The organism is Terriglobus tenax, assembly GCF_025685395.1.
GTDB lineage: Bacteria > Acidobacteriota > Terriglobia > Terriglobales > Acidobacteriaceae > Terriglobus > Terriglobus tenax.
Genome location: NZ_JAGSYA010000004.1, coordinates 2,548,268 through 2,570,501, shown reverse-complemented (window position 1 = coordinate 2,570,501; position 22,234 = coordinate 2,548,268). Strand labels below are relative to the sequence as shown.

Annotated in this window: 19 protein-coding genes, 1 tRNA gene and 1 other RNA gene; 14 read left to right on the top strand and 7 right to left on the bottom strand. The window is 60.4% G+C overall.

Annotated features, from left to right (window positions below; genetic code table 11):
- Window positions 1-33: 33 nt before the first annotated feature.
- Window positions 34-612: a hypothetical protein gene (locus OHL13_RS16570; RefSeq protein WP_263411234.1), complete on the top strand. Its 579-nt coding sequence runs from the start codon at window positions 34-36 to the stop codon at window positions 610-612.
- A 174-nt stretch (window positions 613-786) separates the two neighbouring features.
- Here OHL13_RS16570 and OHL13_RS16565 read toward each other — a convergent pair whose 3' ends face one another.
- Window positions 787-990 carry a hypothetical protein gene (locus tag OHL13_RS16565; RefSeq protein WP_263411233.1) on the bottom strand — a complete coding sequence of 68 codons (204 nt, stop codon included), beginning with the start codon at window positions 988-990 and terminating at the stop codon, window positions 787-789.
- Between the two features lie 53 nt (window positions 991-1,043).
- Between OHL13_RS16565 and OHL13_RS16560 the strand changes: the two genes are divergently transcribed.
- The 8 genes from OHL13_RS16560 to OHL13_RS16525 all read left to right on the top strand — a co-directional run bounded on the left by OHL13_RS16560 (window position 1,044) and on the right by OHL13_RS16525 (window position 6,686).
- Complete coding sequence (locus OHL13_RS16560; RefSeq protein ID WP_263411232.1) at window positions 1,044-1,601, top strand: D-glycero-alpha-D-manno-heptose-1,7-bisphosphate 7-phosphatase; 558 nt, start codon at window positions 1,044-1,046, stop codon at window positions 1,599-1,601.
- 4 nt (window positions 1,602-1,605) lie between these two features.
- The gene (locus OHL13_RS16555; RefSeq protein WP_263411231.1) at window positions 1,606-1,920 is read left to right on the top strand and encodes a DUF721 domain-containing protein; all 315 of its coding nucleotides are present in this window, start codon (window positions 1,606-1,608) and stop codon (window positions 1,918-1,920) included.
- On the top strand, window positions 1,920-2,240 hold the full coding sequence (gene gatC, locus OHL13_RS16550) for an Asp-tRNA(Asn)/Glu-tRNA(Gln) amidotransferase subunit GatC (protein WP_263411230.1): 321 nt from the start codon (window positions 1,920-1,922) through the stop codon (window positions 2,238-2,240). The genes OHL13_RS16555 and gatC overlap by 1 nt, the downstream gene beginning before the upstream one ends.
- Complete coding sequence (gene gatA, locus OHL13_RS16545) at window positions 2,240-3,676, top strand: Asp-tRNA(Asn)/Glu-tRNA(Gln) amidotransferase subunit GatA (RefSeq protein ID WP_263411229.1); 1,437 nt, start codon at window positions 2,240-2,242, stop codon at window positions 3,674-3,676. Before gatC ends, gatA begins: the two co-directional genes overlap by 1 nt.
- A 138-nt stretch (window positions 3,677-3,814) precedes the next feature.
- On the top strand, window positions 3,815-4,684 hold the full coding sequence (locus OHL13_RS16540; protein WP_263411228.1) for an outer membrane lipoprotein-sorting protein: 870 nt from the start codon (window positions 3,815-3,817) through the stop codon (window positions 4,682-4,684).
- Window positions 4,684-5,217 (top strand): DUF4112 domain-containing protein, encoded by a 534-nt coding sequence (locus tag OHL13_RS16535; protein ID WP_263411227.1) that lies wholly within the window; start codon window positions 4,684-4,686, stop codon window positions 5,215-5,217. The genes OHL13_RS16540 and OHL13_RS16535 overlap by 1 nt, the downstream gene beginning before the upstream one ends.
- A 45-nt stretch (window positions 5,218-5,262) precedes the next feature.
- Complete coding sequence (locus OHL13_RS16530; protein WP_263411226.1) at window positions 5,263-6,516, top strand: GGDEF domain-containing protein; 1,254 nt, start codon at window positions 5,263-5,265, stop codon at window positions 6,514-6,516.
- A 93-nt stretch (window positions 6,517-6,609) separates the two neighbouring features.
- Window positions 6,610-6,686, top strand: a tRNA-Pro gene (locus tag OHL13_RS16525).
- Between the two features lie 16 nt (window positions 6,687-6,702).
- On the opposite strand, the gene OHL13_RS16520 is transcribed toward OHL13_RS16525, so the two are convergent.
- The 3 genes from OHL13_RS16520 to OHL13_RS16510 form a co-directional block, all read right to left on the bottom strand.
- The gene (locus OHL13_RS16520) at window positions 6,703-7,989 is read right to left on the bottom strand and encodes a DMT family transporter (protein WP_263411225.1); all 1,287 of its coding nucleotides are present in this window, start codon (window positions 7,987-7,989) and stop codon (window positions 6,703-6,705) included.
- 33 nt (window positions 7,990-8,022) lie between these two features.
- Window positions 8,023-8,127, bottom strand: coding sequence for a translocated intimin receptor Tir (locus tag OHL13_RS16515; RefSeq protein ID WP_263411224.1), 105 nt, complete (start codon window positions 8,125-8,127; stop codon window positions 8,023-8,025).
- Window positions 8,128-8,280: 153 nt separating this feature from the next.
- Window positions 8,281-9,801 (bottom strand): hypothetical protein, encoded by a 1,521-nt coding sequence (locus OHL13_RS16510; protein ID WP_263411223.1) that lies wholly within the window; start codon window positions 9,799-9,801, stop codon window positions 8,281-8,283.
- A gap of 87 nt (window positions 9,802-9,888) precedes the next feature.
- Here OHL13_RS16510 and OHL13_RS16505 point away from each other — a divergent pair, with 87 nt between their 5' ends.
- Complete coding sequence (locus tag OHL13_RS16505; protein WP_263411222.1) at window positions 9,889-11,046, top strand: acyltransferase family protein; 1,158 nt, start codon at window positions 9,889-9,891, stop codon at window positions 11,044-11,046.
- Here OHL13_RS16505 and OHL13_RS16500 read toward each other — a convergent pair.
- Window positions 11,041-11,874, bottom strand: coding sequence for a glycoside hydrolase family 6 protein (locus OHL13_RS16500; RefSeq protein WP_263411221.1), 834 nt, complete (start codon window positions 11,872-11,874; stop codon window positions 11,041-11,043). The genes OHL13_RS16505 and OHL13_RS16500 overlap by 6 nt on opposite strands.
- 161 nt (window positions 11,875-12,035) lie before the next feature.
- Here OHL13_RS16500 and OHL13_RS16495 point away from each other — a divergent pair, with 161 nt between their 5' ends.
- The 3 genes from OHL13_RS16495 to OHL13_RS16485 are packed head-to-tail and all read left to right on the top strand — an operon-like array spanning window position 12,036 to window position 17,255.
- The gene (locus OHL13_RS16495) at window positions 12,036-15,155 is read left to right on the top strand and encodes a response regulator (RefSeq protein WP_263411220.1); all 3,120 of its coding nucleotides are present in this window, start codon (window positions 12,036-12,038) and stop codon (window positions 15,153-15,155) included.
- A complete protein-coding gene (locus tag OHL13_RS16490) occupies window positions 15,152-16,111 on the top strand; it encodes a diguanylate cyclase (protein ID WP_263411219.1) in 960 nt (319 codons plus the stop codon). Before OHL13_RS16495 ends, OHL13_RS16490 begins: the two co-directional genes overlap by 4 nt.
- 19 nt (window positions 16,112-16,130) lie before the next feature.
- The gene (locus tag OHL13_RS16485; protein WP_263411218.1) at window positions 16,131-17,255 is read left to right on the top strand and encodes a sialidase family protein; all 1,125 of its coding nucleotides are present in this window, start codon (window positions 16,131-16,133) and stop codon (window positions 17,253-17,255) included.
- A 175-nt stretch (window positions 17,256-17,430) separates the two neighbouring features.
- On the opposite strand, the gene OHL13_RS16480 is transcribed toward OHL13_RS16485, so the two are convergent.
- A complete protein-coding gene (locus OHL13_RS16480) occupies window positions 17,431-18,225 on the bottom strand; it encodes a hypothetical protein (RefSeq protein WP_263411217.1) in 795 nt (264 codons plus the stop codon).
- 230 nt (window positions 18,226-18,455) lie between these two features.
- Window positions 18,456-21,764 carry a lamin tail domain-containing protein gene (locus OHL13_RS16475; RefSeq protein ID WP_263411216.1) on the bottom strand — a complete coding sequence of 1,103 codons (3,309 nt, stop codon included), beginning with the start codon at window positions 21,762-21,764 and terminating at the stop codon, window positions 18,456-18,458.
- A gap of 254 nt (window positions 21,765-22,018) precedes the next feature.
- Here OHL13_RS16475 and ssrS point away from each other — a divergent pair.
- Window positions 22,019-22,209, top strand: a non-coding RNA gene (ssrS, locus tag OHL13_RS18770) — 6S RNA.
- Window positions 22,210-22,234: the final 25 nt, after the last annotated feature.

The following is a 22,234-nucleotide window of genomic DNA, read 5'->3' as shown; positions in this document are numbered from 1 at the left end:
ATAGACGAAAAGGCCCCACCAGTCGGCAACGGCGTGCCACCACGGCCAGACCGCGGCAAAGCGCATGGTGAAGTGAATGCCCAGGAACATGACCAGCATGATGGGGTAAGGCGCGCGGATGCGCCCGTAGCGGCGGTCGTCGAGCATCAGCAGCACCAGAATGAGCTCCAACGTCCCGAAAGCCAGGTTCAGTGCCAGGACGAATCCATGCACGAAGGGCAGCAGGAACATGGCCCGGACCATGGCCGGAGGCAGCAGGAGAAGGACGGTGCCGGTGATCCAGCGGGCATGAAGCGCCAGGTTTTTGCGGTAGCAAACGCTGAGGAAGACAAAGAGCGGGAACTGCCAGAGCGCCATGAAATCCAGATAGCCCAGAACATAGCGCGCGATGGGCGGAATACCGGTGACCCCGGCAAACATCAGGTGCATGACGATGCTCGCGAAGAGGACCATCAGCGGAGCCAGGCCATAGGCCGCCAGCTTGCCGAGCTTGCGGTGCAGCCGCATCTGGCCGCGCTGGTAGAGGATGGGTTGGATGATCAGGGTAGCGATCCATCCACCGGCGATGGCGCCGTGGATATGGTGGTAGATCGTGACCGAACCAAGCTGTAGAAAGTAGCTGCGCGAAAAGCCGATCCACGTGACGACGATGGCGGCAAAGAAGTACCACTGGGCGTGCGGATACAGTTTTCGTGGAGCGTTGGCGGCGGGGGAGGAGACGGTCGCGGTGGCCATGTGTGAGCGCAGTCTAGGACGGCGCTCGCTCCCCTGGAAATCATGATTTCCTCATTTTTCGCCGTTTGTTGCGTTTGAGCCCGGCGTGGTTCCTGTTTCTCCGGGGGCTGAGGGGTCAATCTGCCCGGTTTTGTTCTCGGGGGTGTTGGATTGCACCTTCGTCGGTCCCGGACCCGCGGTGGAGGGGTTGTCGCCCGTGGGGCCGGAGGGTGTCGCTTTTGCATCGTGTTCGTGAGTCCGGGTCGTGGTTGCCATGCGGAGATAAGAAGCCTGCGGGCTTTCTCCGGATGCCCGTATATCCTTGGAATGTGGCTCAACCTTGTTTATTTCTGGACCGTGATGGCGTCGTCAACGTCGAGATTGGCTATCTGCACAAGATTTCTGACCTGGAGTGGATGCCGGGCATTGCCTCGCTGATCCGCGCCGCCCGCTCGCGCGGCATGAAGGTGGCGATTGTGACCAACCAGGCCGGCATTGCCCGCGGAATGTATACCGAGGAGCAGTTTCACGAGCTGATGGATCACATGCGCGCCGAGCTTCGCAAGGAACAGGCGGATGTGGACGCCGTGTACTATTGCTGCCACCATCCGGTGCATGGCCAGGGACAGTACAAACTGGAGTGCGACTGCCGCAAGCCGTTGCCAGGCATGATGTTGCGGGGAGAACGGGAGCTGGGCGTGGATCTTTCCACCAGCATTATCGTGGGCGACCGCTGCACGGACCTGGTAGCCGGACGCGCCGCCGGGCTTGAAAAGGTCTTCCTGATTCGCGGCACGGAAGAGGCCGGATGCACGGAACCGCACACGGCCATTGATTCGCTGGCCGAGGTAGAGCGGTGGATTCTTGAGCGCTACCCGGAGGTTTAGCCCGATGGAACAGATGCGCGACGTGCTTCGCAACTCCCTGAGCAAGAGTCTGCGCACGCTTGGGGCGATTGACCGGCTTGCGGCGGCGTGGCCGGTGGTGGCGGGCAGCGCTATTGCCGCGCACAGCGAGGTGATGGTGTACGAAGAAGGCACCGTTGTGCTGTACGTGGACGACCCGGCGTGGCGCCCGCAGCTTGAGTCAATGTGCGGCAAGCTGGTGGGCGATCTGAAGAAAGTGGCCGGTGTGCCGATTACGGGGCTGCGATTCGAGATGCGACCGAGGCCGGGATTTGTGCCTCCTCGCTATACTCAGAAGTGATGAGTGAGACGGTAACCCTTGACGCGGTACGGCGTGTGGCCGAACTGGCCCAGCTTGAGCTGCAGGACGACGAAGTCGCCCGCATGCAGAAGGACCTGAACGCCATTCTTGGCCATATTGACCAGTTGAATGAGCTGGATACGGCTGGCGTTACGCCGATGGCGCAGGTCAGCGAAATTCTTGGCGGCCAGGTTGAGGCCTCCGCTGCAGCGCTGCGCGAGGACGTGGTGCGCCCCTCCATTGACCGGACCGCGGTGCTGCGGGAAGCCCCTGAGGCCGACCACCGCTTCTTCAAGGTCCCGAAGGTGATTGAACGGTAATGAATCTCGAGACATTAAGCATTGACCAGGCGAGCGCCGCGCTTCGAAGCGGTGAAACCACGGCCACGGCCCTGGCCGAAGCCCACTATGAGCGCATTGCCGCCAGGGATGGCGAGATCAACAGCTACCTGTCGCTGGCCAAGGATCGGGCGCTGGCGCAGGCCGCGAAGATGGATGCGCTGATCAAGGCCGGAGAACAGCTTCCTCCGCTGGCCGGAGTTCCGCTGGGCATCAAGGATGTGCTGACGATGGTGGGCTCGCCCGCCACGGCCGGATCGAAGATTCTTGAGGGCTACCACCCGCCCTATGACTGCACCGCTGTCGCGAAGCTGGAAGCAGCGGGCGCCGTGCTGCTGGGCAAGCTGAACTGCGATGAGTTTGCCATGGGCAGCTCGAACGAGAACTCGGCCTATGGGCCGGTGCGCAATCCACGCGCGACGGACCGCGTTCCGGGCGGAAGCTCGGGCGGATCGGCCGCGGCGGTGGCTGCGGGATTCTGCGTAGCCTCGCTGGGGACGGACACGGGTGGATCGATCCGCCAGCCTGCAGCCTTTTGCGGCGTGACCGGCCTGCTGCCGACCTGGGGACGTGTCTCCCGCTATGGTTTGATTGCGTTTGCTTCGTCGCTGGACCGCATTGGACCCTTCACCAAGAATGTGAAGGACGCTGCCACCCTGCTGGGCGTGATGGCCGGAGCGGATACGATGGACGCGACCTCATCGCACCATCCGGTGACCGACTACGTGGCCGAAAGCCAGAAGCCGGTTGCGGGGCTGAAGATCGGCGTTCCGGAGGAGTACTTCGGCGAGGGTCTGGATCCGGAGATTCGAGCGGCGGTCGAGAAGTCCATCGCTGATCTGAAGGCCGCCGGTTGCGAGATCAAACCGGTAAGCCTGCCGCACACGCGGTATGCGATTCCGACGTATTACGTCATCGCCACGGCAGAAGCTTCGAGCAATCTGTCGCGGTTTGACGGCGTTCGCTTTGGCCTGCGGGACAAGAACGCAAGCACGCTGGCCGGGATGTACCGCGAGAGCCGCGAGGCTGGTTTCGGTCCCGAGGTGAAGCGCCGCATCCTGCTGGGGACCTATGCGCTTTCCGCCGGATACTACGACGCCTACTACAAGAAGGCTCAGCAGGTACGCACACTGTTGACGCGCGACTTCCTGAAGGCTTTCGGCGAAGTAGATGCCATTGTGACTCCCATGACGCCGACCCCGGCCTTCAAGCTGGGCGAGAAGGCCGATGACCCGGTTTCGATGTACCTGGCCGACGTGTACACCGTCGCCGCATCGCTGGCCGGCATCTGCGGCGTTTCAGTTCCGTGCGGCAATACCAAGGACGGCCTGCCGATCGGTGTGCAGATTCTGGGCAAGCACTTTGGAGAAGGCACGGCGCTGCAGGTGGCGCAGGCGGTTGAAAACGCCCAGAAGTAGTTGTTGGTTGCCCGTTAGCAGTTGCAAGTTAAAGCGTTCAGGTGGGGCGGCCGAAAGAGGTCGCCCTTACCGTTTAATTTGCAACCGCTTCTCCTCCGCAACTCAAAGGCCGCAGACACGTCTATTCTTTAGACCGTGATGAAACGCATTCTCCCAGCTCTCGTTCTGCTTTGCGCCTCGGCTGCCTTTGCGCAGGAATCCGGCTTCGGCCCGCTTGATACGACCGCGCCCGCCGGAATTACGCCGGACGAAATTATCCAGAAGATGGGCGCGAAAGAGAGCGAGTTCGCCAAGGTGCGGCAGGACTATGGATTTCGCCGGTCGGTGAAGATCCAGACGCTGAGCGACACCAACAAGGTGGATGGCGAATACCAGATGGTGGTGGAAGTCACCTTCTCCGACGATGGCCGCCAACTGCAGAATGTAGTATTTGCGCCGCAGAACACGCTGGAGCGCATCATTATGTCGCCCTCTGACGTGCAGGACATTGAGAATAAGCTGCCGTTTGTGCTGACGGCCGAGGACCTGCCAAAGTACACCATCAAATACCTGGGCAAACAAAAGATCGACGAGCTGGACACTTACGTTCTGGACGCTGCTCCGAAGACGATTGAGAAGAACCAGCGCTACTTCCAGGGCAAGGTATATGTGGACCAGCAGGACTTCCAAATTGTGCTGGTGAACGGCAAGACGGTGCCCGATGACCTGCGCCGCGGGCATGAGGACCTGCATATTCCCTACACCACGTACTACGAGCAGATTGACGGCAAGTACTGGTTCCCGACGTATACGAAGGGCGAGGGAATTCTGCACTTCTCCGCGCAGGATGGGTCCATTGGCGGCGATGTGCATGTCCGGTCATACGTGCGCTATACGAACTACAAGCGCTTCCGGTCGACGATTCGCCTGTTGTACGGTGGCGAGGATGTGACCGGCAACTCGGACAAGCGGCAGGACGAAAAGGACAAGCAGCAGCAGACAACCCCGCCGGCATCTAAGCCGAAGTAATGGCGTACCGCACAACAGCTCCGGGAGAGGTACTTCCACCGCGCGGCATGGGCCGCTCGGGCGTGTTCTCTGACGAGAACCTGGAGCTGCTGTCGCATGTGCTGGATGACTGGTTCCGCATTCCCGGTACCTCGATCCGGTTCGGTATTGACGGCATCATCGGGCTGGTTCCCGGCATTGGCGACCTGCTGAGCGGGCTGGCGAGCGGCGTGATTGTCGTAGCCGCCTGGGCACGCGGCGTACCCGCTGCAGGCCTGATGCGCATGATGGTGAACATCGGCATCGATGTGCTGGTTGGCGCGATTCCGTTCCTGGGCGACGCGTTCGACATTGCTTGGAAAGCCAACCGGAAGAACTACGCCCTGCTGACGCGGCACATTGCCGAACCCCGACGGCATACCTGGAAGGACTGGCTGTTTCTGCTGGGGTTGGGCTGCGTCATGATGGCTCTGCTGGCCGTGCCGGTGATCGTCGCTGCCTGGCTGTTGGGATGGCTTCTCGGGGTGCCGATGCACCCGTTCTGGCAACGGTAGCCGCAGCACATCAGTGTTCCTACTCCGCCGCTATACTGGCGAAACGTGACCCCATTGATTCAGTTCGACATCAGGACACTCCTGGTCAGCGAAGCGGCAGTGTGCCTGCTGTTTTCGCTGGTCATGCTGCTGATGGCGAAGCATTACCCGTATGTTGGAGGGCTGCGGCAGCTTTCTCTCAAGTTTGTGGCGACCACGGGTGGCATCAGCTTTTTTCTGATGCGGAGCCTCTTCCCTTACAAGCTGGATGTGCTGCTTTCGAATGGGCTTTACTGCATCTCGAATTTGTTTGCCTACATTGGCATTTCTGCGTTGCTCCAGGTGCGTCCGCGTCTTCGTCTTCCGATCCTGCTTGCCGTACTGTCGACCGTCGCGCTTGCCTACTACCGCGGTGCAGGCCAGACGGATATCCGGATTGCGATTATCAGCCTGGTCGATCTTCTGCTTCGCGCCTTTCTGATGGTGGCGTTGCTGCGCAACCTGCGGCGCGGCGCAGCCGTCAAGATGCTCGCCGTATTTACCGGGCTGTTCCTGCTGTGCGATGCGGTGCGGATGATTGCCACCTTCCACTACGGAGCCCCGACGGATGTTTTTCAGTACAACGTGACGCAGGCGGACTATATCGCGATCAGCCTGCTGGCGAACTGCGGCATTGGCATCTTCAGCCTTGCGCTTGCTGCGCGGGAGGTAACAGGAGCGATTGAGCGACGGGCACGCCGTGATTCACTGACGGGCGCACTGAATCGCCTGGGCATGGAGGAGCAGCTTGCGGTCGAGATGGAGCGTTTGCGCCGCACGCAGACCGCCTGCTGTGTTGCCTTAATGGATGTCGACAACTTCAAGAGCTTCAATGACAGCGGCGGCCATGCACTGGGGGACAAGGTGCTGCAGCGGATCGCCGCATGTGTCCATGCCAACCTGCGCTCCTACGATGTGTTCGGGAGAATAGGCGGCGACGAATTCATGTTGTTGCTGCCTGGGCTAGCGGCACCTGATGCCGTAGCGGTCTGCCGCCGCATGGTGAAAGCCATTGCGGCACTGCCACACGATTCTGCCGCGGGAGCTTCGCCGACGGTGAGCCTGGGGCTGACCGAGATCGAGCTGTCCGATTCCAGCGAAGCGATTCTGGTCCGGGCGGACAAAGCGCTGTATGCGGCGAAGCGGCTGGGGAAGAACGGTGTCGAAATGGAACTGGCTGCCACTGGTACCGGCGAAGCTGCCCCGCCGGTACCACCAGAGCCGATGGAGGGTTCCACGCTCAGCCGCATGGCGGCCTTTCTGAAGGGCTTCCGCGCTTAAGGCGGTTGCTGTTATAACCCCATCCGGGGCAACCTTGGTAGAATCAAACAGCGCGGCGCGCCGAGGTCTCTTCGGCTGGCCCGCGAAATGAGTCGGGGCGTAGCGCAGTCTGGTAGCGCATCTGCTTTGGGAGCAGAGGGTCGGGGGTTCGAATCCCTCCGCCCCGACCAATCGAAATACTCTTCTCTACGAATTCGATAGCTTGCGAAGTGCGAAGATACCTGCGCCGACGGAAGCCAGCATGACGACGACCAGCACCACCACCCACTGCGAGCTAAACGCGATCTGCGGCACCCTGGCCTTCAAACCCAGGTAGAGGAAGACAGCCGTTGCCGTGGCGACGATAGCGTAGTCGCCGATGGAACGCTTGCCGCTGGAATCAAACTCGGGCCGGGAATAGTCGCGCACGACCTCGCGGATGTCGAGGTTGTAGCGGTCGCACTCGCGCTGCAGCATGTCCTGCATGGAGTTGTGCTCGCGTTGCGTGGCCACGGCGGTGCTGATGGCGATGGCTCCGCCGATCATGATGAGCGAGCCGGCGATGACCATGATGCGCTGCGTGGCGGAGGCGTTTGCCAGCTCTCCGAAGACCAGGGCTCCCCAGGCGAGTCCCCAGAGCTGGTTGGTGTTGGAGAGCGGGATGCCGCGACCGATGCCGAGATACTTGGTGGCGAACTGCTGGAAGATGTCTCCGATGACCCAGACGAAGCCGCCGAGGAAGAGCCAGAAGAGCAGATGCTCCAGACCCACAGTGTGGAAGATGGGCGCCTTTGCGCCGCCGTCCAGGAACCAGACCAGGGCGAAGACGGTGCCGAGTTCGCCGAAGGTAAACGCTGTGACGAAGGAGAGCGGATTCATACCGCTGATGTACGCCTTGCGATAGGGGATGTACATGGTTCCCCACAGCAGGCTGGCGCCAAGCGCCGCAAGAATACCCTGCACTGCGTGCGGCGATGGGCTGGAGCCGCCGTGCATGGTGCTGAAGCCAAGCAGCGTAGCCGCAGCCACAATGGCCACCGTCCCGATGACCACGCGCGCAATGTTGGCGGGGCTGGCCTTCTTCAGCTCGCCGAAGAGCAGACGTCCCCACAGCAGGCCGATCAGCGAGTTGGTGTTCCACAGCGGAAAGGCGATGGTGAGGCCGACGTCGCGGATAGCAAAGACGGTAAGCGTGTTGGCAACAGCCCACATCATGCCTGCCAGCAGGGCCCAGATGATGAGGTACTTCTTCCGCATGAGGTCACCGGCGACCTGGCTGGTACCTTTGAGCAGCGTGGGCAGAGTCCAGCGAGCGGCGAAGACGCCGCTGACCATGCAGAGCGAGACGGCGAAGGGCGAGAGGCCTGCGTTGACGAGCTTGGTGGGAGCCTCGGCCGCGCCAAGCCATACGCCGGCGCAAAGGCCGCAGACGACTCCGGCCCAGTGCAGGCGGCGGCTATCGTGCGGGGTGGAAGTGTTCTGGTCTTGGCTCATCGTGAAGCAACATTCCTGAGGATTTGAACGGGATTAGTGAAGCTGAATCAGCAGGGCGAGTCCAAGGCACAGGACGGCGGCCGGAATCAAAAAGTGAGCATCGGTCAATATGGCTTTCACGATTCGCATGCGGGTCATTGCACGGGTCCTTCCTTCACAGCGAGGCAGATCATCGCGCTAACTGTTTCACAGCTGACGGAGTAGAGGCAAACGGAATACTCCGTTCGACCTTGTTGGAACGTTGTGGTTTCCTGCCCACCTTAATTCCGTGAGGCTGGCTACCCTTTTGTTTTAGCGAGTGGCCACTTCAAGACGCATGTGGTGGACGCTGGCGTAGGTGAGGTCAAAAAAATCCTCGCCCTGGTTGATATGGAAGTCCTGGCTACCGGTTACGGCAACATCCAGGCCGGGAAGCTTCCAGAGCGTGGCGCTGATTTGTTGCTGACTGAGACCGGGAGCGTGGATGCGAAGGCGCACCGTCCCGCTGGTATCGATGGAGATGCCATGTTCGTCGGCGACGGCGTCGACCGGTGGACATTCGATGAGCTGTACCCAGCCGATGTGGCCCGAGGGCATGCGCCAGTGAATGGTGACGGGATGGAACTGTGAGGATGCGCCTGCACCGAGGGTCTTTGTGGTGGACTCTCCGCCGAGCAGAATGTCTTTCCCAACCCATGCCGTGGCCACGCGCTGCGGTGTGATGCTTTGGCGAACGGCATGCGGGCCGGGGAAGTGCTGCAGCTTCGTGAGGGCGTCCGGTGGAATGTTTGTACCAAGGATGGCGATGTGCGGCGCAAACCAGATATCGGGCAAGTGATCGGTGGTTGCGGAAAGCGAAGGCAGAGGCGCGGAGGATGCGGGCATGACGCTGCGCATCCATACGCCAGCAACGCTGACGTACTCGGTCATGTCCATGCCGTAGGCACGGTCGAACGGGCCGGAGAGGTTGCGGAGATCCGGCTGGTAGAAGCTGGCGATCTCACGCCACAGGCTTTGCTCCATGGTGGCGCCCATCCGGCGCATCTGCGCAGTGGAGCCGTAGTCGCGCCACAGGGCCAGGCCGTAGAGATCAACGCCGCCGTAGGTGGGCGAGTTGTACTCCGGGAAGGTGCCGCTCTGCTGGAAGAGCTGGTAGACGGAAATGTTCCACGCCGCGGCCTGGCGTGCCCAACTGATTTTGCCGTTGTGCATGGAGGCGAAGTCGTAGAGGAAACCATACATCAACGCGATGTTGGTGTAGGAGGGGACGAGGCGCTGTTGCTGCATCTCGCCCTGGAGCGCGATTTCAATGGCGTGGTACATACGCTGGCGCAGGGATGCGGGAAGGCGGTCCGTGTATTCCGTCAGCATGATGGCGAAGGTGGTGCCGATGAAGATGCGCCAGTTGGGGTCGTAGTCTTTCCAGAGCTCGGCGTTGGGGCCAGGTGTGGGCTCCTCGGGAGAGCGCTTCCAGGTACCGAACCAGCGCGCGGAAGGGTCAGTATATTGCTGCTGCAAAACAGCGTCGATAACGGCCGCGGCACGCTTGCGGTCGCCGGGCTGGTCGCGCAGCAGAAGACCGAGGGCGTACCAGCTTGATTCCCGCACCATGTGGCGGAAGGCCTCGGGCTTATGCGCCTCAAAGTACGGGCTCCTGATGAGCGAGGCGGAGCTGTCCCAGAAGTATTCGTCCCAGTGCATGGAGTCCCGGAAGAGATCGCGCGTGTTCTGCGGAAGCGAGGACAAGGTGACATGGCGTGGCTGCTGCGCGGAAGCCACAAGCATGGCGGGCAGAAGCAGAAGCGGGAACAGTGCGCGAAGAAGTGTTTGCATGGCGATGTAGGACAAATGCCCTTGGCTGCCGCGCCACCAGCAGGCGACAATCCGTGGCTATGTAACCATAGCGGAAGCTGCCGGTTCATGACAGACCAGACCACCATGCCACCTATGACTGAATCTTCTATGGACAAGCCTGTGCTTTCGCGGCTGGCATCACTGGATGTTTTGCGCGGATTGACGATTGCGCTGATGATCCTGGTGAATACCAGCGGAGATGGGAAGCACACCTATGCCCTGCTGGAGCATGCAGCGTGGAATGGGCTGACGATCGCCGATGTCGTGTTTCCCTGCTTCCTGTTCATGGTGGGCATCTCGGTGGCCATCTCCCTGACGGGACGGCTGAAGCGAGGCGTGACGCATGGTGCCATCCTGCTGCAGGCGGCGCGGCGGTCGGCGGTGCTGTTTGTGCTGGGACTGGCGGTGAACTCATTTCCGTTTTTTGATCTGCATACGCTGCGCATCTTTGGCGTGCTGCAGCGGATTGCCATCTGCTCATTTATAGCGACGGTGCTGTTCCTGCGGGCGAGGCCGAGGACGATCTTTGTGCTGACGGCCGGCATCCTGGTGGGCTACTGGGCGCTGCTGAGATGGACTCCGGTGCCGGGAGTGGGTGTTGCGTTCATGGATACGCACAACAACCTGCCCGCATGGGTGGACCGTCACCTGCTGCCGGTGAACCATCTCTATTCGGCGGGTTATTACGATCCGGAGGGATTACTGAGTACCTTCCCCTCCATTGCAACTTCGCTGCTGGGCTTGCTGGCGGGGATGTGGATTGTGCGTCATGGACGGTCGTACCTGACGGCGAAACGCCTGGGAGCCGCCGGAGCGACGTGCCTGCTGGCCGGGCTGCTGTGGAGCCTATGGTTCCCGTTGAACAAGCGCCTGTGGACCAGCTCGTTTGTGCTGCTGAACGCTGGGCTGGACATGCTGATGCTGGGTCTGCTGCTGTGGCAGATTGATCTGCGGGGCAAGGCGAAGCGGCTTCTTTACCCGGCGCTGGTTTTTGGCACCAATCCCCTGGCGGCGTATATCTTTTCCGAGTTCCTGGCGGCGGGGCTGAGCAGCTTTCATGTGCCCGGCAGCAGGCTGAACCTGCAGCAGTGGATTTACCAGCCGCTGGCGGCGCACATCTCCAACCCATATATGGCGTCGCTGGTGTACGCGGTGCTGTTTGTGGGCGTGTGCTTTGTGCCGGTGGCGGTGCTGTACCGCAGGAAGATTTACCTGCGGCTATAAGCGGGCGGCATACTCCGGCCAGAGCTCTCCGGCGGGTGGGCCGCCGTTGCAGGTGCCATCGGATTCGCTGGGACGTTTGATCCAGAGGTTGGCGTCGATGGCGCCTTCCGAGTAGCTGAGCGGCTGACGGCCCAGTTTGCGGCCGGGAGGATTGCACCAGTCTCCGGGCACATAGCCGTTGCCGTTGCGCGAGGTGTCGATGACGGAGGGTTTGCCCGTGGCCTGATACAGCCGGCGGGCGAAAGAGCGGCAGGAAGCATCGTCATTGAAGCTGGAGACATTGATGGAAAAGCCACGATGCGCGGTGGCGGGTATGTCGGCCAGCAAACCGAGCATGGTCTCGGCGTCCAGCCAGCCGGGATGGCCCATGTCCAGGTAGACGGTGCCACAGGTGGCGAGCCGTTCCACGGCGTAGGCCAGGCAGCCGTTGCGACGGGCGCGCTGCTGTGGGGTGTAGCCGGAGCTTTCAGCGATGCCGTCGGGTTCGACAATAAAGACCGGGCGGGCGTAGCCCGTGGCCTGCACGATGCCGTCAATGTATTGGCTGTACGTTACGGGGTCGGTACTGCCACCGGCGGAATACTGGCCGTTGTCCCGGCCCGGACGGTGGTAGACCACGAAAACGACGAGCTGGTCTGCTGCAGCCTGAAGGGTTGCGGCGATGTACTGCGCCGGGTTAAGCTGACGTCCGTCCAACCAAAAAGCCTGGGGACGGGCGGCAATGGCACGAAGCCGCGCAATCCCGGAATAGCTGGCATTCGCAACGCAGAAGCGCCCGATTCGGGAGGAAGGATCAATAAAGAGTGTCGTGTTATGAAACGGATTCATACCTTCCCCTGCAAGAATGCTTTCATGCCGTTGCTCCATGCGTATAGCATGGAGGGGCAATCCCTCCCCCGTCAGCATTCGTGTATGAGCCATATTGCCTGCAACGTGCCGCAAGCCTGCTGCTTCGTCCTGTGGAGGAGTTGAAGGGATCAGCGTTTTTAATGGGTATGCCGATGGTTGTCTCCGGACATTACGACCTTAGTCTGGTTGTTGTTTCTGTTTTTATTGCGATCCTGGCAGCGGGTGCGGCCCTGGATCTTTCCGGCCGCGTCAGTTCTTCCCGCGGAGCGGTACGTCAGGTCTGGCTTTCCGGCGGCGCCTTTGCCATGGGAACCGGCATCTGGGCCATGCACTACGTGGGCATGCTGGCCTTTTCGTTGCCCTTCACGGTGCTGTATGACTGGCCGACAGTCGCGGTCTCCTGGCTGGCGGCAGTGCTGGCCTCCTCGATTGCGCTGTTTGTCATCAGCCGCGAAAAACTGGGCCCCGTACAGGTCGGCATCGGCAGCATTCTGATGGGCTGCGGCATTGCCTCCATGCACTACATCGGCATGGAAGCGATGCGCATGCCGGCGATGTGCAAGTACGACCTGCGGATGGTTGCGATTTCCGTTGTGCTGGCCATTGTGATCGCGTGCGTGGCCATCTCCATGGGGTACCTGTTCCGGGCCACCACCAGCGGCTGGGGGTGGTGGAAGCTTGCCACCGCCATTGTGATGGGCGGCGCGATTCCTGTGATGCATTATGTGGGCATGGCGGCGGCCAGCTACGTGCCCATGTCCATGGAACACGGCAGCCTGCAACACGCCGTCAACATCTCAGACCTTGGCCTGCTCAGCATTGTGATTGCAACCGTGATGATGTTGGGGCTGGTTTTCCTTACATCGACCATTGACCGCCGCTTTGCGCAGCAGGCGGCCCAGCTCCATAGCAGTGAGCAGCGATATCGCCTGATTGTCGAGTCAGCCTTTGACGCGTTTCTTGAGATTGATCCCAGCGGCCAGGTGACCGACTGGAACGAACAGGCACAGAAGACTTTTGGCTGGAGCCGTGTCGAAGCGCTGACGAAGAAGATGGACGACCTGATTGTCCGCGACCGGCAAGGCAGCGACGCCCTGCGTGAAGTCATGACCGCTGGTGAGCGGGGTGTGCTCCAGAAGCAGCTTGAGATAACGGCACGACACAAGGACGGACATAGTTTTCCAGCCGAGATGACCATCTCAGAGATTGAGTGGGGAGAGACCAGGCTGATTTCAGCTTTTGTGCGCGATGTTACGGGACGCAAGCTGGCCGATCAGGAGCGGGAAGACGCCAAGGCACAAGCCGAGTCAGCCAGTCGCGCCAAAAGCGAATTTCTGGCCAATATGAGCCATGAAATCCGCACACCTCTAAATGGTGTGATCGGCATGACGGAGCTTGCGTTGGAAACCGAGTTGACGGGCGAGCAACGCGAGTACCTGGAGACGGTCAAGCTCTCTGCCGACGCCCTGCTGCATGTAATCAACGACATTCTGGACTTCTCAAAGATCGAAGCGGGTAAGGTGGATCTTGAGGAGATCGACTTCGACCTGCGCGAGTGCATGGAAGGCACCTTGAAGACGCTGGCCTTGCGCGCGGACGAGAAAGGCCTTGAGCTGTTGTGCGACGTGGATGCCAATGCGCCGGAGGGCGTACACGGCGATCCGGGCCGCCTGCGCCAGGTGCTGATCAATCTGCTGGGTAACGCCATCAAGTTCACACACGAGGGCGAGGTAACGCTGCGTGTCGAGGCTGAGGGCGCCGATGAAGACACCGTACGGTTGCACTTTATCGTCTCTGACACTGGCATTGGCATTGCTCCTGAAAAACAGCGGACGATCTTTGACAGCTTTACGCAGGCCGACACCTCCACCACGCGCGAGTACGGCGGGACGGGCCTTGGCCTGAGCATCTCGCGTAGGCTGGCGCAGATGATGGGCGGGGATATGTGGGTGGAGAGTGAGGCCGGGCAGGGCTCAAAGTTCCACTTCCGCGTTGTACTGGGTCAGGCGAAGGAGCTGCCGCAGGCTCCTGCAGCGTTTGTGGCGGGCGAAGAGCTTCCCCAGGCAAAGGTGCTGATTGTGGATGACAACCGCACCAATCGCCGCATCCTGGAAGGTCTCCTGCTGCGCTGGGGCCTGCAGCCGAATTCTGCGTCTGGCGGCGAAGAGGCACTTCGTATGATTGACGAGGCGAACAGATTGCAGCGTCCCTATGAGCTGCTGCTGACCGACATGCACATGCCGAAGATGGATGGCTTTGACCTGGCCCAGCGTTTGCAGAACAAGCCCGGAGGCGCCGCCACCATCATGATGTTGAGCTCAGGCGGACAAAAGGGCGATGCCGCCCGTTGCGAGCAGCTTGGTATCTCGGCCTACCTGCTGAAACCGGTCCGACAGAATGAATTGCGTGCAGCTATTGCGCGCGTGTTGCATGATGGTGGACGCGGAAAGGAGGCGCCGATGATTACACGCAGCACGCTGCTGGAACAGCGTGACCCTGCCCGGTCGCTGGATATTCTGCTAGCGGAAGATAATCAGGTGAATCAGATGCTGGCCACACGCCTGCTGCAGAAGCGTGGCCATCGCGTGGTGGTTGCAGGCAATGGCCGCGAGGCCTTGTCAGCGCTGGAGCGCGGCCGGTTCGATATGGTGCTGATGGATGTGCAGATGCCCGAGATGGATGGCCTGGAGGCAACGCGTGAGCTTCGCAAGCGTGAGGCCGGCAACGGACAACATCAGGTGGTAGTGGCCATGACCGCACTGGTGATGAAGGGCGACAAGGAGCGCTGCCTGGAGGCCGGTATGGATGGCTATCTCTCCAAGCCGCTGCGCCAGCAGGAACTGGATGAGGTACTGGACAATTTTGTCTCGACCCGCGATGTGGAGCAGCCGGAGGATGTTTCTGCTGCACTACAAAGCTCCGTCAATGAAGAGGATCTGATGGAGCGGATCGACAATGACCGCGTCTTCCTGGGAGAGCTGCTGACCATCTTCCGCGAGACCTGGCCGGGACAGATTGAGGCGGTAAAGACTGCGCTCCAGGCCGGCAGCGGCGACGAGGTGCGACGCAGCGGACATGCTCTGAAGAGCGCGCTGGGAAATCTGTCAGCCCTGCAGGCTTACCAGTTTGCCGCCGGGATTGAGGCCGCGGGCGGCGATAACGACCTGATGCGTGCCGCGGCATTGACCGCGGAGCTGGAGACGGAGCTTCCACGCGTGGAACAGGCACTGGCAGAGATGGCGGTGGAGGCTGCTCTGTGAGGATCCTGATCGCCGACGATGATGCCGTATCGCGCCGCCTGTTTGAGCGAATACTGACGCAGAGCGGCTATGAGGTTCTGTCGGTTGCGGATGGCCGCAGCGCACTGGATGCCCTGATGCAGAAGGACGGGCCACGGATGGCCCTGCTGGACTGGATGATGCCGGGCCTGGACGGTCCGGAGGTCTGCCGCCAGTTGCGGGAGCGGCAGGATGCTTCCTACGTCTACATCACGTTGCTGACCTCGCGGCACGATCGCACGGACGTCATCCAGGGACTGGAAGCCGGGGCGGATGATTACCTGATCAAGCCATGCAATCCGGAAGAGCTGAAGGCGCGGCTGCGGACGGGACTGCGCATTCTGACCCTGGAAGACAAGCTGGTGGAAGCGCGTGAGGAGATGCGGCAACGCGCTACCCATGACACGCTGACCGGGCTGTTCAACCGCGGAGCCATCCTGACACACCTGACGGCAGAAATAGCCAGATGCCGCCGCGAAGGCAAGCCGCTTTCTCTGCTGATGTGCGATGTAGACCACTTCAAGCAGGTGAACGATCTCCATGGCCACCTGGTGGGCGACCAGGTATTGCGTCAGACATCCGTGCGCCTGCGGCAGGCTGCGCGTCCCTATGACGGCGTGGGCCGCTACGGGGGCGAGGAATTCGTCATCGTGCTTGGCGGATGCGATGCGGACAACCTGCAGATTCGCGCAGAGCAGATACTGGAAACGATCCGAAGCACGCCGTTTGAGACATCCAGCGGCCCCCTGCACATTACCCTCAGCGCCGGCGCTTTTACGATGGACAGCCTGGAATGGGGCGGTGATGTGGAGTTTCTGCTGGGCCGCGCCGATACGGCTTTATACCGGGCGAAGATGGACGGGCGGGATTGTGCTCGATTTGCCGAACATTTGTCGACAAATGATGGTGAAAGTATCGGTCTCCCGACTGTATCCTGATCGCGGAGGATTTCACCCCTTGCGACTGCGCCATCTTGTCTCCGCTGCCGTTCTTGCCGTCTCGCTTCTTCCGGCTGCCGCCCAGAGCATCAACGAATTTATCTTTCAGCCCGGCTCCACCAGCTTTCCAGAGAGCCATGCCTCCACCATCGTGGAGTTGAAAGACCACACGATGATGGCCTCTTGGTTTGGCGGCACCAAGGAGGGCGATAACGATGTCGCCATCTGGGGAGCCTTCCGCTCCGCCCAGGGATGGAGCAAGCCGGTTGAGCTTGCACGCGAGCCCAATATTCCCTGCTGGAACCCGGTGCTGTTCCATACCAAGGATGGCGTGCTGTGGCTGTACTACAAGTACGGCAAGGCCCCGGCGGAGTGGGCTGCCGCCCGCATGTACAGCAACGACGAAGGCAAGACCTGGTCGAAGGTGGAGAAACTGCCGGCGGGCCTGATTGGTCCGGTGCGCGCCAAGCCGCTGGTCCTGACCGACGGCACCATCGTCGCGGGAAGCTCGATTGAGAGCGCCGCCGGATGGGCGGTGTGGATCGAGCGCTCCACCAATGGCGGAAAGACATGGGCGAAGATTGGGCCAATTGTCGTGCCCGATTCACTGGATGTGCCTTCTGAAGAATCAAAGGCCGCACAGGCTCTGGGCAACGTGGCCAAGGGTGAAGGCGTGAACGGCACCGATGAGAAGCTGTACCCGCCACCAACGAAGAACATCGGCATTATTCAACCGGCAATTGTGGACATGGGCAACAAGCATCTTCGCCTGTATGCGCGCAGCCATAGCCAGGCCTCTCGCATTGCGGTGGCGGATTCCAACGATAACGGTGTGACCTGGACCGAGGCACACTACATCGACCTGCCAAACCCCAGCTCCGGCATTGATGCTGTGCGGTTGAAGGACGGTCGCGTGGTGTTGATCTATAACCACAGCTATAACCGTCGCTCGCCCATCAACCTGGCGGTGAGCACCGATGGCGAACACTTCCGCAACTTCAAGGTGTTGGAACAGGGCCCGTCGCAGTACAGCTATCCTGCGATGATTGTCGACTCGAACGGCGACCTTGAGATCACCTACACCTATCGCCGCCTGACTATTCGTTACATGAAGGTGCTGGCCAGCGAGATTCCGAAGAACTAAACATCAGCTTTAGTCCTGGGTTGCCAGCAAAGAGCCCAGGGCTAAAGCCCTTCATTCCTGATGACTGCTTTAGTGGGCTGAAGGCCGCTGCTTAATCCTTGCAAGAGCTAGAGCTCTTACACAAGAAGCCGCCCTCGCGCAGGTAGTAGCTCTCCGTCGCGATTCACCAGACCTATTAAGCCGTACGGCGCACACGTTTTACAGCGTCTGCGGAGGGGCGACCAAGCTCTTGTACCGCTTCTGTAAAACACTCCTTCGCAATACTGCAGAGCAACAGAGACTGCTGCCAGCGGTTGAAGGGTTCCGGCGCATCCATAGGTAGATTGCGGGGCGGCAGCAGTTCCGGAGCGAAGGTAAGGAACGGCTGCTTTGTCCCCTCGGCCGTGAGAAAGCCCGTGAAGACACGCTTCCACAGGGCACGGAAGTGCGCGATATCCGGATGGAGGCTGATGTCTCCGTTGCCCAGGTCAATCTGCATCGTCTCTGAATCGCCGATGCGGCCGTGAAGGAACCGTACGCAGCCGAGCAAAGGCAGCAGAAAGGCGAGCTTCTCTTCAAAGCCGCCGAAAACCATCTCCTGCCCGGTATACCAGTGGGAGAAGTCACCGTTGAATTCGAGCGCCGGGAAACGACGGTGAAAGTGCACGGCGCGCCACATGTCCTGAAAAAGCGTGGCGCGACGCGTCTCCACATAGAGCGGCACGCTGTACTTGGCAGAGGCATTCAGTACGGACTCGATGAGCCGGACAGCGGCATCGTCTTCTTCGAGGCCAGTGCCAACACCGACTGAAATACACTCCAGCCCGGCAAGCCGTGCCTCTGTGGCCAGGCGGATGGCATCCTGCGCGCAGTTGATGTGGCCCGTCATGGCTGCTCCCAGGCCGAGCGTCAGCGCCTCGTCCAGTTCGGGACCATGCAGGGGATCGTGAAACTGCACTCCTTCATAGCCTGCATCGCGAATGGCCTGCATGGCTCCATAAGAAAAAGGGCCCATACCGGGAAGGGCATAGACGGGGAAGTAGCAGCGGAGATGGCGTTGCGGGGTCAGGCGCGTACCTCCGTGAAGCATTTGAGCGGGAATAGTACATGACCTGACTCACGCTTGCCTACGGAACCGACAGGAAATTTTTCCTGTCGTGAGAAATACAAAGAAGGATGCGCCGATAAGCGCATCCCTCTTTTGCAACAACTAAGTTACGCTTACTGAACGTTGAGGGTAACGGTGACGGAATGCGACAGTGTACCGCTTGTGGATGTCACCGTATAGTTGTATGCGCCAACAGGCGTGCCGTATGGGTTAGTGCTGGCAGAGCTGTTGCCACAGCCGGTTGCAGCGAAGCTTACACCCAGCAACACCAGCAACAGGCCGGCATGGCGGGCGAAGCGACGCGTGCGTCCAGCGAACAACATCATCACACCGGCAAGGCCCAGGCTCAGCGCAAGCGACAGACCGGAACGTCCACTCATGGCAACGCCGCTGCCGACGTTCCGCGTAGTGGTCGTGAAGGTCACATTCTGCGTTGTGGTTCCTGCCAGGGTGAAGTTGGCCGGCGTATTGCACACCACACCCGGAGCAGGCTTGACGAGCGCACAGCTGACAGCGATGGTCCCGGTGAAGCCACCCACAGAACTAAAGGTGAGCGGCAGAGTTGCCGTGCTGCCGGCCGTGACCGTCAGCGAGACATTGGTGCCCGTGTTGCCGGCCACGCTGAAGTCAGCAACACCGGTACCGGCAAGCTGCACACTGAAGGTGGGCCCGCCGTTGGTGTAGAGCGTCATCGTACCGGTGTTGGCGCCGCCGGTTGTTGGCTTGAAGGTGACATTCACATTGCAGGTACCGCCGACTGGCGCGCCGACCGTATCGCAGGTGGTGGAGTAAGCGAAGGGACCGGTTACGGTGACATTCGCAAGGTTGATCGCGCGCTCACCGGTATTGGTCAACACAACCTGCTGACCAGAAGATGTCGCGCCGACAAGCGTCGCTCCAAAGGTCAGTGAGGTGGGCGTGATGGTCGCACTCGCCACTGGAGACGGCGTGCTGAAGTAGGCGATGACGGGATCGTGGTCAGAGGTAGAGAAGGCCGTCGTCGAGTCACCGTGGAGGCTGATGGGATAGTCCGCGTTGATGTTGACACCCATGAACGAGCTGAGCTGCGGCATCAGGTTGCTGGTGACCACAACGTGATCCAGCGACTGGGTATTGCCGAGGTAGCTGTACGAATATTCATTGGTGTTGATGGTGGATAGATCGGTTGCCGCCGGATTGGTGATCAGCACGCCGGGCTGTACAACCTGGTCAGCAGGAAGGATACGGCCGGTGACCGTTCCCATGGTGTCGGTATAACCGTCAGAGAACTGGAAGGCGTTGTAATCGCCAACGGAGATGACATGCTCACCGTTGGTCTGCGCTGCCTGAATGATCTTTGCCAGCGACTCGGCCTGCAGTTCTTTCTTGTAGCGGGTGTAGTTGCTCGCGTCCGAGATACCGGAGAGCGAGCGCAGGTGATTGATGATGACCGTGATGGGGTAGTTGGCTACGCCTGCACCACGGATGATGCCACCCTTCAGAACAAAGGCCGGACGATCATTCAGAGTTGTTACCGATTGATCGGTCGGGCTGTTGAAGGTCTCGTTCTGGCCCATCTGCTGCGTGCTGGTAACGCTGACGGTCGAGGGCTTGACGAGAAAGCCGGTAGAAATACCGCCCACATCGGAGGTGTACGTGCCGTTCGCTGCAGAGACGCCATAGGCGGCATACGCCGGATCGGGAAGGCTGAGGCTTGAGGCCAGCGAGCTGATCTTGGCAGAGATGGCCGCAGCGACCCCCTGGTTTTCAATCTCGGCCAGGCCGACGATATCCGGAGCATTCAGGTTGACGAGGATGCCGCGCGCGATCTTGGTGATGCGTGCATCGAACGCCGCTGGCGTCAGGTTGACCGCGGACGAGGTCTTTACCGTCTGCGAGACCGGATCGTAGTACTTGTTGTCCGTCGAATCGGTATTGAACATGCGTTCAACGTTGTACGAAGCGACCGAGAACTTACCCGTTCCACCACCGACGGCATACTGCGTTGTGCTTGCCTGCGTGTAGCCGGAGAAGGTGTAGGTGCTGTCAACCAGGATGCGAGCCGGATCGTAGTAGGAATCCGAGCTATAGGTCATGTCGACGATGCCCGACAGGCCCATCACAACCGTATTGGCAGGGATATCCACGGGCGTACCGCCGAGAAACTTCGTATCGATGAGGATGCGCTCCGGGTTGTCATCAAAGCGGGCGACGTTGGCCGGAGTATTGGGCACAACGGCGTCGCGGATGTCGATGCCGGGTTCGCGGACAGGACGCGGGTAGTCAGGGTAGGTAGCGAAGAACTGACCGTTCGAGGTCGTGGTCGCGGTGGCTTCTGTAATGCTGCCATCGGTTCCGCTGATGCTGACCAGGTTGGGGAAGGTAACGCGCATGCCTTCGTAACGCGCCATCTGGTAGATGCCGCCGGAAGGCGTGAGGGTCGAGGCAGTGAGAGCAATGGGCGTGGGCAGCGCAACGCCTGCGGTGACAAGAGTCGCCGTGGAGCCGGTCAGTTCCGTAGCAGGTGTATGGCTGGCCGTTGCGGCTGGGTAGGTTGCGACCGATCCTGTAACGGAGACCAGGTTTCCAATGGCAATGGTCGAACTGCCCGGGGCGCTATTGGTAAAGACATACACACCTTCCGGAGTGGAAGGATCCCCATCCTGGGCCGAATCCTGGGCTTCAATGAAGTAGCCACTGTTACCGATTCCAATCACAACGCCGGTCACGGTCACCAACTGGCCGGCATACGGCGAAACCTGAATGGTGCTGGGATTGTAGGGACGGCTGCCAAGCAGCGTATGGATGGCGAGTACGGTGGGAGTGACCGGAGGTGGCGGATTGCCGGAGTTGTGTGGATTCGGGGAACCCGAGGTGAAATCCGCGCCATTGTTGTTGCTGTCGTTATACGGGTCAATACGATTGGCAGCAGTAGTGTTGGAAAGGGTGGGAGCGGCCGCTGCTCCTTCATAGCACACCGCGTGGTTGCTGCCGGAAGCCGCGTTGCCGTATCCCACCAGGTCGAGATAGCCCGTGGGGCAAACGGTATTGCTTGGAGCACTGGCGGTTGAAGGAATCAGAGCAACGATACCGGCGGCGCCGCTGAGAGCCGCGGTCGACGTGGCGTCGGGAGCAGGCGCCGTGGTGGTGCAGCTTCCGGCTCCGGTGCAGGTGCCAGCAGCTGCCTGAATCAGGAAGTAGGAGTTCGGCGCGATGGTCGAGGCACCCGGGAAGGTGATGGTATAGGGGGTCCATGTGCCAGACGCTGATCCATAGAGGATTTTGTAGGCAGACAGGTCTACACTTGCCGAGGTCGGGTTGAAGAGCTCAATGTAGTCGTTCTTCAGCGCGGCTCCGGTGTTGCCACCGCCGCCATACACGGCTGAGATAACGACGTGATTGGCCTGCGCTACAAGACCGGTGGAGGCAGCAAGGAGACACACGAAGGCTGCAAAGAGTTTTGCCAGATGTTTTTTCAAAGTCACGGACCTCTAAAAGTGTTTGCTACAGAAGCTGGGGAAAATCCGGTGATCGTGCTGACCGGAGGGTGAAGACTATTTTTTATGTCGTGAGGTGTTTGTTGTAACAACGCCCATGCGGGTGAGCAAGAGAAAATTCTTTGAAAACCGCAGACGGCTTTATCCACTGTTAGCCAACTTGCAAACAGTGGGTGGGGGCGATAGCATCCAATTCAGAGACCGGCCTGCTAAGCAGGTGCGGCGATCTACGCTGGTTGAACCAACATTCATTGAACCAGGGGTATGGCTCGTAGATATGGCTCGGTGTGCTATGTCCGCCAGTCCGGAAAGCCTAAAGAGCCACGGCTATTCCCCGAACGTCTTAGGACGGGTTCACCGGCGCCTCGCTGCACGGCCCCGTGGGTCGGTTTTCGCTTTTAATGCTGCCGCAGCGT

Excerpts from the sequence above, each read along its gene's own strand:
- gatA (WP_263411229.1), top strand. The coding sequence starts at position 2,240 with ATGAATCTCGAGACATTAAGCATTGACCAGGCGAGCGCCGCGCTTCGA.
- OHL13_RS16535 (WP_263411227.1), top strand. The coding sequence starts at position 4,684 with ATGGCGTACCGCACAACAGCTCCGGGAGAGGTACTTCCACCGCGCGGC.
- OHL13_RS16555 (WP_263411231.1), top strand. The coding sequence starts at position 1,606 with ATGGAACAGATGCGCGACGTGCTTCGCAACTCCCTGAGCAAGAGTCTG.
- OHL13_RS16500 (WP_263411221.1), bottom strand. The coding sequence starts at position 11,874 with ATGAATCCGTTTCATAACACGACACTCTTTATTGATCCTTCCTCCCGA.
- OHL13_RS16480 (WP_263411217.1), bottom strand. The coding sequence starts at position 18,225 with ATGCAGGCCATTCGCGATGCAGGCTATGAAGGAGTGCAGTTTCACGAT.
- gatC (WP_263411230.1), top strand. The coding sequence starts at position 1,920 with ATGAGTGAGACGGTAACCCTTGACGCGGTACGGCGTGTGGCCGAACTG.
- OHL13_RS16495 (WP_263411220.1), top strand. The coding sequence starts at position 12,036 with ATGGGTATGCCGATGGTTGTCTCCGGACATTACGACCTTAGTCTGGTT.
- OHL13_RS16515 (WP_263411224.1), bottom strand. The coding sequence starts at position 8,127 with ATGACCCGCATGCGAATCGTGAAAGCCATATTGACCGATGCTCACTTT.
- OHL13_RS16540 (WP_263411228.1), top strand. The coding sequence starts at position 3,815 with ATGAAACGCATTCTCCCAGCTCTCGTTCTGCTTTGCGCCTCGGCTGCC.
- OHL13_RS16505 (WP_263411222.1), top strand. The coding sequence starts at position 9,889 with ATGACAGACCAGACCACCATGCCACCTATGACTGAATCTTCTATGGAC.
- OHL13_RS16565 (WP_263411233.1), bottom strand. The coding sequence starts at position 990 with ATGGCAACCACGACCCGGACTCACGAACACGATGCAAAAGCGACACCC.
- OHL13_RS16510 (WP_263411223.1), bottom strand. The coding sequence starts at position 9,801 with ATGCAAACACTTCTTCGCGCACTGTTCCCGCTTCTGCTTCTGCCCGCC.
- OHL13_RS16520 (WP_263411225.1), bottom strand. The coding sequence starts at position 7,989 with ATGAGCCAAGACCAGAACACTTCCACCCCGCACGATAGCCGCCGCCTG.